15 protein-coding genes are annotated in these 13,874 nt (G+C 66.3%); 5 read left to right on the forward strand and 10 right to left on the reverse strand.

Annotated features, from left to right (window positions below):
• Positions 1 to 110: 110 nt before the first annotated feature.
• Complete coding sequence (locus IWX75_RS03670) at positions 111 to 578, reverse strand: anthrone oxygenase family protein (RefSeq protein WP_196820919.1); 468 nt, start codon at positions 576 to 578, stop codon at positions 111 to 113.
• Between the two features lie 269 nt (positions 579 to 847).
• Between IWX75_RS03670 and IWX75_RS03675 the strand changes: the two genes are divergently transcribed.
• The gene (locus tag IWX75_RS03675) at positions 848 to 1,792 is read left to right on the forward strand and encodes an AraC family transcriptional regulator (protein ID WP_196820920.1); all 945 of its coding nucleotides are present in this window, start codon (positions 848 to 850) and stop codon (positions 1,790 to 1,792) included.
• 71 nt (positions 1,793 to 1,863) lie between these two features.
• Here the strand turns inward: IWX75_RS03675 and IWX75_RS03680 are convergent, their stop codons facing one another.
• From IWX75_RS03680 to IWX75_RS03720, 9 genes are all read right to left on the reverse strand, one after another.
• Positions 1,864 to 2,220, reverse strand: coding sequence for a DUF7793 family protein (locus tag IWX75_RS03680; protein ID WP_196820921.1), 357 nt, complete (start codon positions 2,218 to 2,220; stop codon positions 1,864 to 1,866).
• Between the two features lie 64 nt (positions 2,221 to 2,284).
• Complete coding sequence (locus tag IWX75_RS03685; protein WP_196820922.1) at positions 2,285 to 2,713, reverse strand: hypothetical protein; 429 nt, start codon at positions 2,711 to 2,713, stop codon at positions 2,285 to 2,287.
• 100 nt (positions 2,714 to 2,813) lie between these two features.
• Positions 2,814 to 3,971 carry an aspartate-semialdehyde dehydrogenase gene (asd, locus tag IWX75_RS03690; protein WP_196820923.1) on the reverse strand — a complete coding sequence of 386 codons (1,158 nt, stop codon included), beginning with the start codon at positions 3,969 to 3,971 and terminating at the stop codon, positions 2,814 to 2,816.
• 68 nt (positions 3,972 to 4,039) lie between these two features.
• A complete protein-coding gene (locus IWX75_RS03695; RefSeq protein WP_196820924.1) occupies positions 4,040 to 4,585 on the reverse strand; it encodes a dihydrofolate reductase in 546 nt (181 codons plus the stop codon).
• Positions 4,582 to 5,409 carry a thymidylate synthase gene (locus tag IWX75_RS03700; protein ID WP_196820925.1) on the reverse strand — a complete coding sequence of 276 codons (828 nt, stop codon included), beginning with the start codon at positions 5,407 to 5,409 and terminating at the stop codon, positions 4,582 to 4,584. The genes IWX75_RS03695 and IWX75_RS03700 overlap by 4 nt, the downstream gene beginning before the upstream one ends.
• A 25-nt stretch (positions 5,410 to 5,434) precedes the next feature.
• Entirely contained in the window at positions 5,435 to 6,403 is a 969-nt protein-coding gene (locus IWX75_RS03705; protein ID WP_196820926.1) for an NUDIX hydrolase, read from the reverse strand.
• On the reverse strand, positions 6,403 to 8,625 hold the full coding sequence (locus IWX75_RS03710; protein WP_196820927.1) for an RNA degradosome polyphosphate kinase: 2,223 nt from the start codon (positions 8,623 to 8,625) through the stop codon (positions 6,403 to 6,405). The genes IWX75_RS03705 and IWX75_RS03710 overlap by 1 nt, the downstream gene beginning before the upstream one ends.
• A 79-nt stretch (positions 8,626 to 8,704) precedes the next feature.
• Positions 8,705 to 9,712, reverse strand: coding sequence for a mycothiol synthase (gene mshD, locus IWX75_RS03715; protein WP_196820928.1), 1,008 nt, complete (start codon positions 9,710 to 9,712; stop codon positions 8,705 to 8,707).
• Positions 9,713 to 9,926: 214 nt separating this feature from the next.
• Positions 9,927 to 10,628, reverse strand: coding sequence for a winged helix-turn-helix transcriptional regulator (locus IWX75_RS03720; protein WP_196820929.1), 702 nt, complete (start codon positions 10,626 to 10,628; stop codon positions 9,927 to 9,929).
• 199 nt (positions 10,629 to 10,827) lie between these two features.
• Here IWX75_RS03720 and IWX75_RS03725 point away from each other — a divergent pair, with 199 nt between their 5' ends.
• The 4 genes from IWX75_RS03725 (at position 10,828) to IWX75_RS03740 (ending at position 13,862) form a co-directional block, all read left to right on the forward strand.
• Positions 10,828 to 11,574 carry a hypothetical protein gene (locus IWX75_RS03725; RefSeq protein WP_334684144.1) on the forward strand — a complete coding sequence of 249 codons (747 nt, stop codon included), beginning with the start codon at positions 10,828 to 10,830 and terminating at the stop codon, positions 11,572 to 11,574.
• A 202-nt stretch (positions 11,575 to 11,776) separates the two neighbouring features.
• Positions 11,777 to 12,376, forward strand: coding sequence for an FABP family protein (locus IWX75_RS03730; protein WP_196820930.1), 600 nt, complete (start codon positions 11,777 to 11,779; stop codon positions 12,374 to 12,376).
• A gap of 5 nt (positions 12,377 to 12,381) precedes the next feature.
• The gene (gene ygfZ / locus IWX75_RS03735; protein ID WP_196820931.1) at positions 12,382 to 13,473 is read left to right on the forward strand and encodes a CAF17-like 4Fe-4S cluster assembly/insertion protein YgfZ; all 1,092 of its coding nucleotides are present in this window, start codon (positions 12,382 to 12,384) and stop codon (positions 13,471 to 13,473) included.
• Positions 13,470 to 13,862, forward strand: a complete 393-nt coding sequence (locus tag IWX75_RS03740; RefSeq protein WP_196820932.1) for an ankyrin repeat domain-containing protein — start codon at positions 13,470 to 13,472, stop codon at positions 13,860 to 13,862. Before ygfZ ends, IWX75_RS03740 begins: the two co-directional genes overlap by 4 nt.
• The last annotated feature ends 12 nt before the right edge of the window (positions 13,863 to 13,874 follow it).

Here is a 13,874-nt window from a genome sequence, read left to right on the forward strand (position 1 = left end):
GAGCGGTGGCCCGTCCTTCAGGGCAGGTGCTGGCCTGGAGATTCTGGAATTCGGCAATTGGTGGCAACGACGTCCGGTCCGGCTTTGTAGGGTCGATCCCAGTCCATGCTTCAGTTCGACCGCGTAAGAGTCGGAAAGAGCAGCGCCGCAGCGCCTGCCAGGGAGAGCACGGTGCGTAGGTGGTTTGCCGTGGTCCATCGTTGTGCGTAGTCCAGCCATCTTCCGTCCCCTTCGGAGGTGCCGTGACGTGCGAGCCGGTTGTTGAGAGGCACGTTGATGGCCATGGTGGATGTCCACCCGACGAGGTAGGCGACGGATCCGATCATCTGGAGTGGCGTCTGGGGTTGGGGCTCCAGGATGGCCGCAAAAGCTGTCCCTCCACACGCGGCTGCTGTCCCGAAGAACATTGTCATGAAGGTCGGTCGCAGGGCTGCCTCGTTGATAGCGATCATTGCGGTGCATGCCTCATTCGCCTGTCGGTCGCGGAGGGCCGGCATGACCACAGCCGAGAATGCCAGGTAGAAACCGCCCACGACGGCAGATCCTGTCCCCGCGATGACTGGCAACCAGGGCATCATGCGCCGACCCCGAAGATTTCCGAAGGTGCACACCGGCGCTGGTCGTTCCCGTCGAAGGGTGTTGGTCCTTGCCTGGAAGCGATCTGAACGGGCACTTGCCGCTCGATGGGATGGCGAACCAGGCGGCAAACCGTGCGGTCGCTACCGCCGGTGGGAAGGACAGGGGTGCTGGAGGCGAGAGAAATCATGAACCCAGCCTGCGCTTCAAGACGTGGACGCTGAATACTTCAACGTCCACTTCTGATCTCTCATCGTCTACGTTGGTAGAAATGGACCCCCTGACGCAGTTCCTGGCCGGACCCCGAGCACGGAGTGCCTTTGCCCTGCGTGTCGTCATGGATCCGCCGTTCTCGATCGATGTGCGCGATGGGGCCGCTTTGACCCTGATCATTCCAGTGCGCGGAACCTCCTGGTTGGTGCACCACCAGGAGCCACCCCAACCGCTGGTTGCCGGGCAGGCTGTGACCGTTCGTGGTCCCGGCACCTATCGGGTGGCAGACACCCCGGAGCGGCCACCGACAGTGGTGATCGGGGCAGGCCAGGTCTGCAGCACCCCCTCCGGGAATCACCTGCCGACAACGATGAACCAGGGCGTCCGGACGTGGGGCAATGCTGCCGAAGGAAGCAACATCCTGCTGATCGGCACCTACCAGTCCGACGCTGCGGTCGGACGGCTCGTCACCGCCGCCCTTCCGGCCGTAGCTGTTTTCACGGCTACGGAACTGGATCCGGTGCTGTTGGAATTGCTTGAACGCGAGCTTGGCCGCTCTGCAATAGGACAGCAGAGCGCGCTGGACAGGATTCTGGACCTGTTGCTGCTCCATCTTGTCCGCGCCTGTGCGAATCGGACCGAGGTGCAGGTCCCAAGCTGGCTGGCGGGAGCTGGTGACCCGATCATCTGCCGGGCGTTGGCCCTGCTCCACGATGATCCACGCCATCCATGGACTGTCGCGGAACTGGCCCGGCACGTTCATCTCTCCCGCGCCAGCCTGGCCGCCCGGTTCTCCGCCTGCGTTGGACAACCGCCGATGGCCTATCTCACCGCCTGGCGCATGGCACTGGCGGCAGACCAACTTCTGGCTGGCACCGAAGCCACCTCGGTTATCGCCGCCGACGTGGGATACAGCACGGCGTTCACCTTCAGCAACGCTTTCAGCCGGGCCTACGGAACAAGCCCTACCGCCTACCGTCGGCGAGGGAGACCAGACGCATAAGCTCCTCACACTCAACGCCGGGCCCCACGTTGATCACGTGATCGATTCTGCAGGCGGACCCGAACGTGTTGCTAGTTCCTGTTCAGCAGCCAGTTCAACCCGTCGGTTTCGGAGGTGAAGTAGCGGGTGGTCACCGGAGAACGGTGGGAGAACGCGGCCATCACCTCGTCGACCTGATCTCCGCCGATCAGGGCGACATGGGAGAACCTCTTGTAGTTCATCATGCCCTCCCGCGCCTCAGGCGTCACCATGCTGATGCCAGTCATATTCACCAGCAACGGGAGTACCGAAGGGCCGTGAAGATCCGCGAGCGCCGAAGCGGCCGAGACACCGATTGCGTGGGTGATCACGGTTCCGGGCATCCAGCGGAGCCGAAGGAAATCCTCCTCGCGGGAGACACTGAACGGTTTTCCTGGTTCCTGCGGCACGGGCGTTCCTTCGTCGAACGGGGTGGGGTGAAGCTGAGGATACTGGCAAATGACCGCCGGGACTTCACGTCACCGCTGACCTGCGCGCGCGCTCCGCTGCTGCCCGGGTGAGGACCACATCCTCCCAGGACGACGTGCGCTCCACCAGTTGCCGGGAGCAGAGCCATTGGGCAAGCCGGGATGCCAGGCTGATTTGCGCCAGCCGGTCGTGGAAGTCGGGCAGCAGATGCGGTGAGGTGAGGAACGTGGGGAGGGCGTGCAGGAGCTCTTCAGCACCCATCACGCGCGCGTAGACCGAATCGGTCTGGAACTGCGCCTCAAGTTCGAGAAGCTGTGCGCTCGGGGTGTTGAGCAGGGCAACGCCGTCGTTCTCCAGGAAGGACCGCAGATGCTTCTGTACCCGCGCGTAGCGCAGCTGTGTTTCCGGATGCCTGGTCTGGCCGCTTGCGGCGAAAAAGCGCTTGAGGATCGAATCTACGTTCGCGGGGTCCATGCGCACATCATCCCTGCGCCCTCTGACATTCCGGGATCCTCCGGTGGAGGCCGACGCGGAACCGGCGGGCGGACTGGATCGGGCTCGGATGCAGAAAGAGTCAGAGGTTGCCCGTGGCGATCAGCAGCATGCGGCGCAGCGGCTCCGCGGCACCCCAGAGCAGCTGGTCGCCGACGGTGAAGGCACTGATGTACTCCGGTCCCATGTCGAGCTTGCGGATCCGGCCGACCGGGATGTCGAGGGTTCCTGTCGCCGCAACCGGTGTCAGCTTCGCCACGGTGGCTTCCTTGGTGTTCGGCACCAGCCGCACCCATTCGTTGTCCGCTGCGATGAGTTGCTCGATCTCGCTCACGGGAAGGTCCTGGGTCAGTTTGAGTGTGAGCGCCTGCGAGTGCGAACGCATCGCTCCGACCCGCACGCACAGGCCATCGAACGGAATCCGCCCGCCGGTGAGATCCGTGCCGAGGATCTTGTTCGTCTCACTGCCGGCTTTCCATTCCTCCTTGGATTGCCCGTTCCCGAGGTCGGCGTCGATCCAGGGAATCACTGATCCGGCCAGCGGAACGCCGAACTGGGTGGCGTCCAGCTCCGGGTGCCGCTGCTGCGCCAGCACTGCGCGGTCGATATCGAGGATGGCAGACGCCGGATCGTCGAGGTTCACCGCTACGCTCCGGTGGATGGCCCCGAACTGGGTCAGCAGTTCCCTCATATGACGCGCGCCGCCGCCGGATGCGGCCTGGTAGGTCATGGACGTGCCCCACTCGACGAGCCCGTTGCGGAACAGTCCGCCGAGGCCCATCAGCATGCAGGAAACCGTGCAGTTGCCTCCGATGAAGTCCCGAACCCCGCGGGCGAGGCCGGCGTCGATGGCATCCCGGTTCACGGGGTCGAGCACGATGATGGAGCTCGGCTCCATCCGCAGCGTCGACGCCGCATCGAGCCAGAGGCCGTCCCAACCGGCGTCGCGCAGCTTCGGGTACACCTCAGCCGTGTAGTCGCCGCCCTGCGCCGTGACGATGATGTTCAGTTTGGCGAGGGTTTCGACGTCGTACGCATCCTCGAGCGGCCCGGCGCCGGCGGCGAACGACGGCGCCGCTCCGCCGGCGTTCGACGTCGAGAAGAAGACGGGGTTGACGAAGTCGAAGTTGCCTTCGTCCTGAAGCCGCTGCATGAGGACCGAGCCCACCATGCCGCGCCAGCCGACGAACCCTACTGAGGGCAGGAGCGAGGGCAGGGAGGAAAGTTCTGCTGAAGTCATGCCTCCAGTTTACGGGGGGTGGTCCGGCGGGCCGGAGTTCATGACGTTCCCTCGTCCGGCGGACGAAACTAGGAAGCCCGCGTCCAGAGGCTGATCCGGTATCGCGTCCCGTTCTCCGCGGTGAGCCAGCCCGTCTCGGGCGTCAGTGCACTGAGCTTCCAGTCGGAGTCGAGCAATGGAGCGAAGGTATCACCCTCCACCTCGGCTTCGATCACCGTGACGAAAGCCGCATTGGCGCGGGCGAGAGCAGCCTCGTACACCTGGCCTCCGCCGATGATCCACACTTCCTCCCCGCCGGCACTTTCCAGCGCAGTGTCGATCGCGTCGTCGACCGAGTCGACGACGACGGCGCCCCCGATGGCACCGGCGCTCGTCACCACGATGTTCGTGCGTCCGGGCAGCGGCCTGAACCGATCGGGGAAGGATTCCCAGGTCCGCCGTCCCATCACCACGGGATGACCCGACGTCGTGCTCTTGAAATGTGCCATGTCCTCGGGGACGTGCCAGGGGATTCCGCCGCCCCTGCCGATCACGCCGCCCTCGGTCTGTGCCCAGATCATGCCGATGACAGGACCCGAGCCCACCACGTCCCGTGCGTTCAGTTGCCCGCTCATACGGCGATCGGCGCCTTGATGGTGGGGTGGTGCTGGTAGTCGATCACGTCGAAGTCCTCCAGTGAGTAGTCGAAGATGCTGTCCCGCTTGGTCCTGATGCGCAGTCGCGGGTAGGCGTAGGGCTCCCGTGACAGCTGCTCGTTCACCTGGTCCACGTGGTTGTCATAGATGTGCACGTCGCCGCCGGTCCAGATGAATTCACCAGGCTCCAGGCCGGTCTGCTGGGCCACCAGAAGGGTCAGCAGGGCGTAGGAGGCGATGTTGAAGGGAACGCCGAGGAAGGTGTCGGCGGAGCGCTGGTACAGCTGGCAGGAGAGTCTGCCCGGGCCGCCGTCCTTCCCGGGGGAGACGTAGAACTGGAAGAACGCGTGGCACGGGGGCAGGGCCATGTCGGAGAGCTCTGACACGTTCCATGCCGAAACCAGGTGGCGCCGGGAATCCGGGTTGGTCCTCAGGCCCTCGATGACCTGGGCGATCTGATCGATGTGGCCACCGTCCGGGGTGGGCCAGGACCGCCACTGGACGCCGTAGACCGGACCGAGTTCGCCGTCGTCGTCCGCCCACTCGTTCCAGATGGACACGCCCTGGTCCTGGAGCCACGACACATTCGATTCACCGCGCAGGAACCACAGGAGCTCGAGGGCCACGGACTTGAAATGGACCCGTTTGGTGGTGATCAGGGGAAAGGATTCACTGAGGTCGAAACGCAGCTGCCGGCCGAAGACGCTGCGCGTCCCCGTTCCCGTGCGGTCGCTTTTCGCTGCACCGTTCGCCAGAACGTCGCGCAGCAGGTCTTCATAGGGGGTGGGGAAGGAATTGCTCACCCTGCCAGTCTAATGACGGTTGTCCTCAGTCGTCGTAGGCCCGGAACTGCTCCAGCGAGACGATCCGCCCCTGGTTGGTAACGCTGACCTGGCAGATGATGGCTTCCCCGGGGGACAGGTAGGGGTCCGCGGTGGGAAGGAGCGCCGAGAGCCGCGCCGGCATGCGGGTGCGAAGCACCTCGAACACCAGGGGCAGCACCGGGCGGTGGGTGCAGATCGCCACGGATTTCCGCTTGTCGAAGATCTTCTCCACGGCAGCGCGCGCCCGTCCGGGCCTGCGGGCGGCATCACTCTCGGTGAGGGCGTCCACCAGTTTCAGCTTTGCCTCACGCTTCGTGACGTAGGGCGAGACGGTCTGGACGCAACGCACCCAGGGGCTGCTGATCACCCGTTCGGGACTCCACGCCTGAAGCAACCGGCTGACCGCCACCGCCTGACGGCGGCCGGTGGCGGCGAGCGGCCGCTCACCCTCCGCCCGGCTCCAGGAGGACCGTGGTTTGGCCTTGGCATGCCGCACCACGAGGAGGGGCCAGGTGAGGAGATCCTTGCGGGTGTGCGCGTCCACGAGCGCTTCGAGCGGCTCGACGTCGGACGGGTTGCTCAGCAGTTCGCGGGCGTTGTCGGGAGTGCACCACTGGATCTCGTCCACTTCACTGCCGTCGGGCACCGGCATGGAACGGTCCGCACGGGCAGCCCAGTAATGCACCACCTTCAGGCCGGATGGAACGGCGTACCAGATCGAGGGCAGCGGAATTCCGAGCTGGACCTGCAGCCCGATCTCTTCAAAGGTTTCACGGACCGCGCACTCCGGGGTGGTTTCGCCCGGGTCCAGCTTTCCCTTCGGCCAGGACCAGTCCTTGTACCGGGGACGGCGGATCAGGAGAACCTCCAGCCTGCCCTTTTCGGTGCGCCAGCAGAGTGTTCCGGCAGCGACGACGTCGGGGGTCCCCCGGGGCGTCGCGACCGCCGGCCGGGCCTGCTCCGAAAGCGCCATCAACGCCGGGAAATCGCGCGCTGGCGCGAGCGGGACGCCAGCAGCCAGGACTGGACGTCGTTCAGGGCCGAGCCGTCCTCGTTCTTGTGGTGGCGGGACCAGCACCCGGTGTCGTCGAGATGCCAACTCGACGTCATCGGATCCATGTACCGGTCCATCAGTGAGATGAGGTACGCAATGTCCTCGGGAGCGCTGAGCTGGACCAGGGCCTCGACGCGTCGGTCGAGGTTGCGGTGCATCATGTCGGCGGATCCGATGAACACCGCGGGGTCCCCGCCGTTCGCGAAGGCGAAAACGCGGGAGTGCTCGAGGAAGCGGCCAAGAACCGACCGGACGGTGATGTTCTCGCTGAGCCCGGGAACACCCGGGCGGACCGAGCAGATACCGCGGACGATCACGTCGACCCGCACACCCGCCTGCGAGGCGCGGTACAGCGCGTCGATGATGGCTTCGTCCACCATCGAGTTCACCTTGATGACCACACGGGCGGCCAGCCCCGCATTGCGGTTCGCGATCTCCTTCTCGATGCGGTCGATCAGCCCCGAGCGCACGGAGCGCGGCGCCACGAGGAGGCGCTTGAACGTGGACTTCGGCGCGTAGCCGGACAACTGGTTGAACAGGCGCGAGAGATCCTCGCCCACCTGGTCGTTGGCGGTCAGCAGCCCGAGGTCCTCGTAGTACCGGGCGGTGCGCGGGTGGTAGTTGCCGGTTCCGATGTGGCAGTAGCGGCGCAGTCCGTCGATTTCTTGGCGCACGACGAGCGAAAGCTTGCAGTGCGTCTTGAGGCCCACGATCCCGTACACCACGTGGACGCCGGCCTGCTCGAGTTTCCGTGCCCAGGAGATGTTGGCCTGCTCATCGAAACGGGCCTTGATCTCCACCAGCGCAAGCACCTGCTTGCCCGCCTCGGCCGCATCGATCAAGGCATCGACGATGGGGGAATCACCCGAGGTGCGGTACAGCGTCTGCTTGATGGCCTGCACCTTCGGGTCATTGGCGGCCTGCTCGAGGAACGCCTGCACCGAGGTGGAGAAGGAATCGTAGGGATGGTGCAGGAGGATGTCCCGCCGCCTCATTGCAGCGAAGACATTGGCGGCCTTGGAGGTTTCGCTCTCATTGAGGTGGCGGCTCGTATGCGGGACGTGCTTGGGATAGTGCAGGTCTCCGCGGTCGATCTTCCCGATGACGCTGAGGCCGCGGAGGTCGAGGGGCGCCTGCAGGTTGAAGACCTCGTCCTCCTCCACACCCAGCTCCCGGGACAGGAGGGCTCGGATGCTCGGGTTGATGTCCGTGGTGACCTCGAGGCGCACGGGCGGTCCGAAACGGCGCCGCAGCAGCTCCTTCTCGAGCGCCTGCAGGAGGTTCTCGGCGTCGTCCTCCTCCACCTCGAGATCCTCGTTCCGCGTCACGCGGAAGGTGTGGTGCTCGAGTACTTCCATGCCGGGGAACAACTGGTCGAGGTGGACGGCGATGATCTCCTCGAGCGGGATGAAGCGGGCGGTTCGGCCGGCCACGTTGCCGGCACGCGGGCCATCCACCGAGACCAGGCGGGGAAGCTGGTCGGGAACCTTCACCCTGGCGAAGAACTCCTTTTCGCTGATCGGGTTGCGGACCACCACGGCCAGGTTGAGGGAGAGTCCGGAGATGTAGGGGAAGGGATGGGCCGGGTCCACGGCGAGCGGCGTCAGGATGGGAAAGACCTTCTCCGCGAACAGCCTGTGCAGCTCTTCCCGGGCCGGGCCGTCCAGTTCCTCCCAGGTGGTGAGGTGGATTTTCTCCTCGGCCAGCGCCGGCCGGATCTGGTCGGCAAAGACTGCCGCGTGGCGCTGCTGGAGGCGGTAGCCGTCGCCCATGATCTTCTCGAGCTGCTCGATCGGGCTGAGGCCGCCTGCCGAGGGAACCGCTAGCCCCGTGGCGATGCGCCGCTTGAGGCCTGCCACGCGGACCATGAAGAATTCGTCGAGGTTCGAGGCGAAGATCGACAGGAAACCCACACGCTCCAGGAGGAAAAGATCAGGGTCTTCGGCCAGCTCGAGGACCCTCGCGTTGAAGTCGAGCCAGCTGATTTCCCGGTCGAGGAAGCGATCCGGGCCGATGTCGCCGGAGGGCAGCAGGCTGGGAGCGAAGTCGGGGATGTCGATGCGGTCCTGGGTGGCTCGCGCCGGTGACGTTTCGGAGGAACCGTAGCGTGAGGGGACTCGGACGGTGATCTCGGATTCCATGCTGTCTCCTGCGATTCTCAACTTGCCTGTTGCGGTGTCCGTGGCGGGCTGAGGCGGGCATCCCCAGCTCGAACCAACCTTACAAGCTGGGGATGCCTTCGCCGCCTGCGTACATGACGTCGACGTCCCAGCGGGTGAAACCCAGCCTGCGGTAGAGGGCGACGGCGGCAGTATTGTCGGCGTCGACGTACAGCATGATGGCCTGGAGTCCGCGCTGGTGGAGGTGGTTGATGCCGGCGACCGTCAGTGCCTTCCCCAGACCGATGCCCTGGGCCTCCGGTGCAACCCCGACGACGTAGACCTCGCCCATCGACGGATGCGCGCCCACCACCGGGTGCACCTTGGTCCAGTGGAAGCCGAGCAGGCCGGGAACGCCCGGGCGCTCGGCAAGCAGGAACCCTTCCGGATCGAACCAGTCCTCGGCCATCCGGGCGCGAAGATCCGCCAGTGTGGTCGATCCCTGCTCGGGATGGTGGGCGAACGCCGCCCGGTTCGTCTCGAGCCACGCTTCCTCGTCCTGGCCGGGAAGGAAGGCGCGGAGGCGCACGCCGTCGGGGAGGGTGAGTTCCGGTGCCGCTTCTTCGAGGGCGGCCCGCGTCAACCGCATCCGCCACAGCTCCCGGACGGGCGTCAGTCCGAACCGGGCCGCCAGGTCCACTGCGGCAGGATGGCTCCCATGGGACCACGCCTTGAGCCCAGGGATGTTCTCCGCATGGACGGCCTCGGCCAGGGCGGTGCCCACTCCTTCGCCGCGGCAGTCAGGGGCGACCACCAGTTCCATGACCCCGGAGTCCACGGTGCCGCCGGCAATCCCTGCGAGGCTCAGGACCGCGACCCCCGCGAGTTCGCCGTCGTCGTCGGTGCCTCCGGCGCCTGCCGCACCGGGCCGGGCGGTGAAGACCATCACACGCGATGCCTCGCCGGCGTGGGCGCGGAGATTGACCAGGGTCTGCTCCGACAGGGGCGGGTTGCCGTCGGCCTCCGCCGATGCCGAGGCGAGCGCAAGGATTTCCTCGAGTATCCGGGATCCGGGTACCCCTTCGTTCCGGGTGACGGTCCAGGTGGGGTTCGAAGCAGTGGCGGTCATGCGCCCAGCCTAGTGCCCCTCACGGCGCCGCAGCGGGCCGGTTTGGAAGAGGCTGAACATCTGGGGTAACGTGGCTTCTCGTTCAGGGGGGATGCACCAGTGGGGTGCCCGCGATACGTTCGACCCGTATGTCCTCCACCAAGGCCGCAAGGCAACAGAAGAACCCCTCCACCCCCGGTGGAGGGGTTCTTCTGTTGTTCAGGACCTCGGGTCGTCAGGCGTTGACGTTGGAGTTCCGGCCCTCCGGGGTACGGGTCAGGGTGAAGCGGTATCCGACGTTACGCACGGTGCCGATGAGCTGCTCGTGATCGGTGCCGAGCTTGGCCCGCAGGCGCCGGACATGGACGTCGACGGTCCTCGTGCCTCCGTAGTAGTCATAGCCCCACACCTCGTGGAGCAGCTGGTCCCTGGTGAAGACCCGTCCGGGATGCTGCGCAAGATACTTCAGGAGCTCGAATTCCTTGTAGGTGAGGTTGAGCGGTTCACCGTTGACGCGTGCCGTGTAGCTGGCCTCGTCGATCACGACGCCCGACGCGTGGATCTCGGTGCTCACCTCCCCACCCGCGGCGGACCGCGCGATGATCAGGCGCAGGCGCGCCTCGACCTCGGCGGGACCCGCGGAGTCGAGGACGACGTCGTCCGCGAGCCAGTTGGCTGCGACGGCCGCCATTCCGCCCTCCGTGAGGACGAGCAGAAGCGGTGCACTGAGGCCTGTCGCCTTGAGGAGCTGTGTCAGCGAGCGCGCACCCACGAGGTCGCGGCGTGCATCGACCATCACGACGTCGCAGGGCGCCGCGTCGAGGAGTGCCGTCGGCTCTGCCGCAAGGACATGGACCTTGTGGTTGAGGAGCTCCAGGGCCGGCAGAATGTCCACCGAGGATCCGGTGGTATTGGTCAACATCAGGATGTGCGGCATGAATCCTCCACTTGTCGGAAAACGCGCATCATCGGGCGATGAATTCCTCCGGGCGGTTCGGGAACACCCGGCTAAGAATTTGACCAAGTATACCCGTAGCCTTCCGACACTTCCGGGTAGCAGCAGTCCTCCGGGCCGGGGGAGTGTGCCGTCAGGTTTCCCAGGGGTTCCCGCGATAGGGCAGTATTGCAGGGTGGAGATGCGGAGTGCGGCCCTGGCGGCAGGGGCGGCTGGGCTTGCGGTCGTCGGGCTGGTGGGCGCGTCGTACGTCTCGGCAGTGTCGGTTGCGGTTCTCTCCGGACTGCTCTGCGTGGCCGCAGCCATCGGATGGCCGCACGTCCTGGGAGTCCCCGCCAAGAAGAGCCAATCTGCGGCAATCGGCCTGAGTGCCGTGCTTGCCGTCACCGCGGCCGCGTCTTCTGCGGGCCCGAACTACATGGTCTGGTTCCCGGCAGCGGTGGCCCTCGGGGTGGGGGCCGTCTTTCTGATCCAACTCCTCCGCGGAACAGGGCAGAGCCTCCGCCTCGAATCCACCTTCGGAGCCAGCTCCGGTGTCTTTGCCATCACGCTCGGCTCGGGCTGGGCTGCGGCCGACCGGTTGACGGTCAATTCGACCAACTCCGGGATGATGCTCGTCACCGGGATCAGCATTCTGGCGGCGCTCGCCGTTTCGCTGCTGCCCTGGCCCGACCGGCTCACTGCGCCGCTGGGCCTTGCTCTCGCCGTCCTGGCCGGACCTTTGGGCGCACTGCTCTTCACCAGTGTGCCTGCAGTGCCCGCGGCCGTGCTCGGCGCTGTGTGCGGCGCCGTGATCGTCAGTGTCCGACGCCTGCTGGTGGTGCGCGATGCACCGTTGAACGCACTGGCCGCACTCTCGGTGGGGCTCACCCCGGTCCTCTCGGTGGGTGCCATCGTCTACTTCCTCGACAAACTGCTGTTCGCCTGAGCTTCTCTTCGCCTGAGGCAACCGGCTCCGTGTCTTCCCGGGCCCGGCGGCGGGATAGGATGAGGGTATGTCGATCCTCGCACTCGAAATCTTCTTCATCGCCCTGCTGGTCGTGGCGGGCCTCGGCATGGCCGGGTTCGCCGCGCTCGTCGTCACGCGCCTGTACAAAGGCCAGAAGTAGCCGGTCGGACCAGCCAGACCGATGTCGATCGAGCTACCCACCGACCTGACCCCCGAGCTTGTTCCCCTCTCGTGGCTTCTGGGCACCTGGGAAGGAACCGGGATGCTCGGTGAAGGCACCGCCGACTCCGAACGTTTCGTCCAGCAGGTGTCCTTCGCCCAGCACGGCCTTCCCTACCTCCAGTACACGGCCGAAAGCTGGCTCGTCGACGAGCAGGGCGCCCGGCTGCGCCCCCTGTCCGTCGAGACCGGTTTCTGGGCGCTCGACCGCAGGCTCAACGACGCCGACGTCGGGCCCGGTCTGTCGCCGGCCGACATCGTCCCCGCGCTCAAGACCGCGGACGAGGTGGAGCAGTTCCGTAACGCGGCGGGCGGTTTCGATATCACCGCGACGATCGTCCACCCGGGCGGGATTGCCGAGCTGTACTACGGCAGCATCAAGGGCCCGCAGATCCAGTTGTCGACCGACCTCGTGATGCGCGGCCAGAACTCCAAGGAATACACAGCTGCCACCCGGCTCTTCGGGCTGGTGGAGGGCGATCTGTACTGGCGCTGGGACGTCGCCTCCAACGGCAAGGCGCTCGAAGCCCATGCCTCGGCCATCCTCAAGAAACTCTCCTGATCCGGATGACATACACCAGCCCCCTGCTCGACCTGCCCGGTGCCGTTGAAGGCGGAGGTCCCGATGCGGGCGTGGCCGCCCACTACGGCGACCCGTTCCGTGAGCAGCGGAGCCTTGCACAGGGCACCGCGGTCGTGGACCTGTCCCACCGTGGTGTCGTCACCGTCTCCGGACCGGACCGCCTCAGCTGGCTCAACTCCCTCACCTCCCAACTCCTGCTGGACCTTCCGCCCGGACGCAGCACCGAGACGCTGCTGCTCACGGTGCAGGGACGCATCGAGTACGGCGCACGGCTGCTCGACGACGGCGCCACCACGTGGCTGATCGTCGAGGGATCCGAAGCGCAGGGGCTGGCCGAATGGCTCCAGCGGATGAAGTTCATGCTGCGTGTCGAGATCGCCGATGTCTCGGCCGACTGGGCAGTGGTCGGATCGGTGGGGCCCGCCGCCGGACTGGCTGACCACGCCGTCTGGGTGGACCCCTGGCCCGACGTCACTGGCGGCGGATTCCCCTATTCGGCGGTGCAGGAAGAGGCGCACCCCGGACGGGATCGTCCCTGGTCCGAATACCTCGTCCCGCAGGACTCCCTGTATGCGGCGGTCACCTCCCTGGGGAATGACCGACCGGCCGGCACCATGGCATCCGAGGCGCTTCGGGTGGCCGCCTGGCGCCCCCGGATAGGGTTCGAAACAGACGACAAGGCTATCCCGCACGAGCTCGACCTGCTTCGAACGGCAGTCCACCTCACCAAGGGCTGCTATCGGGGCCAGGAGACCGTGGCCCGCGTCCACAACCTCGGGCACCCGCCCCGCCGGCTCGTTTTCCTCCACCTCGACGGCAGCCAGCACACGCTTCCGAAGGTGGGTAGCGCCGTCGTCCTCGACGGCCGGGTTGTGGGCCGTGCGACGTCGGTGGCCCACCATTGGGAGATGGGGCCCATAGCCCTCGCCGTCATCAAGCGGTCGGTGGATCCAGCAGCCACCCTGATGGTGCAGGACGACGATGAGTTGTATGCGGCGGCGCAGGAGGTCATCGTTGCGCCCGATGCCGGGCAGGTGGTGGGCCGTGCCACCGGCTTCCTCCGGGGCCCGCGATGACCGCGGATGAGCCCGGTGCGGAGGCCGCGTTCGCCCTTGCCTCAGTGCTGTTCGATGCCGCCCGCGAGGGTGACGCCGGAACGCTGAAGCGATATCTCGACGCCGGAGTGCCGCCCGAACTGACGAATTCCGCCGGGGACACGCTGCTTATGCTGGCCTCCTACAACGGACACCCGGCCCTGGTGAGGGACCTCGTCGACCGCGGTGCGGACGTCGATCGGGAGAATGACCGCGGCCAGACCCCGCTTGCTGGCGCCGTCTTCAAGGGGCACATCGACGTCGCGCGCATCCTGCATGCCGCGGGAGCGGACCCCGATGCTGGAACGCCGACGGCCCGCGCGGCTGCGGGGATGTTCGGAAGGACCGAACTGGAGCAGCTGTTCGGCTGAGCGGCCGTTCGA

It is taken from the genome of Arthrobacter sp. CAN_A6, from assembly GCF_015751715.1.
In the GTDB taxonomy this organism is placed as follows: Bacteria; Actinomycetota; Actinomycetes; order Actinomycetales; family Micrococcaceae; genus Arthrobacter_D.

What these genes read in the sequence shown, in the direction of transcription:
- IWX75_RS03695 (WP_196820924.1), bottom strand. Translation starts at nt 4,585, where the DNA reads ATGAGCGGGCAACTGAACGCACGGGACGTGGTGGGCTCGGGTCCTGTC.
- IWX75_RS03740 (WP_196820932.1), top strand. Translation starts at nt 13,470, where the DNA reads ATGACCGCGGATGAGCCCGGTGCGGAGGCCGCGTTCGCCCTTGCCTCA.
- IWX75_RS03675 (WP_196820920.1), top strand. Translation starts at nt 848, where the DNA reads ATGGACCCCCTGACGCAGTTCCTGGCCGGACCCCGAGCACGGAGTGCC.
- asd (WP_196820923.1), bottom strand. Translation starts at nt 3,971, where the DNA reads ATGACTTCAGCAGAACTTTCCTCCCTGCCCTCGCTCCTGCCCTCAGTA.
- IWX75_RS03725 (WP_334684144.1), top strand. Translation starts at nt 10,828, where the DNA reads ATGCGGAGTGCGGCCCTGGCGGCAGGGGCGGCTGGGCTTGCGGTCGTC.
- mshD (WP_196820928.1), bottom strand. Translation starts at nt 9,712, where the DNA reads ATGACCGCCACTGCTTCGAACCCCACCTGGACCGTCACCCGGAACGAA.
- IWX75_RS03685 (WP_196820922.1), bottom strand. Translation starts at nt 2,713, where the DNA reads ATGGACCCCGCGAACGTAGATTCGATCCTCAAGCGCTTTTTCGCCGCA.
- IWX75_RS03705 (WP_196820926.1), bottom strand. Translation starts at nt 6,403, where the DNA reads ATGGCGCTTTCGGAGCAGGCCCGGCCGGCGGTCGCGACGCCCCGGGGG.
- IWX75_RS03670 (WP_196820919.1), bottom strand. Translation starts at nt 578, where the DNA reads ATGATGCCCTGGTTGCCAGTCATCGCGGGGACAGGATCTGCCGTCGTG.
- IWX75_RS03710 (WP_196820927.1), bottom strand. Translation starts at nt 8,625, where the DNA reads ATGGAATCCGAGATCACCGTCCGAGTCCCCTCACGCTACGGTTCCTCC.
- IWX75_RS03730 (WP_196820930.1), top strand. Translation starts at nt 11,777, where the DNA reads ATGTCGATCGAGCTACCCACCGACCTGACCCCCGAGCTTGTTCCCCTC.
- ygfZ (WP_196820931.1), top strand. Translation starts at nt 12,382, where the DNA reads ATGACATACACCAGCCCCCTGCTCGACCTGCCCGGTGCCGTTGAAGGC.
- IWX75_RS03720 (WP_196820929.1), bottom strand. Translation starts at nt 10,628, where the DNA reads ATGCCGCACATCCTGATGTTGACCAATACCACCGGATCCTCGGTGGAC.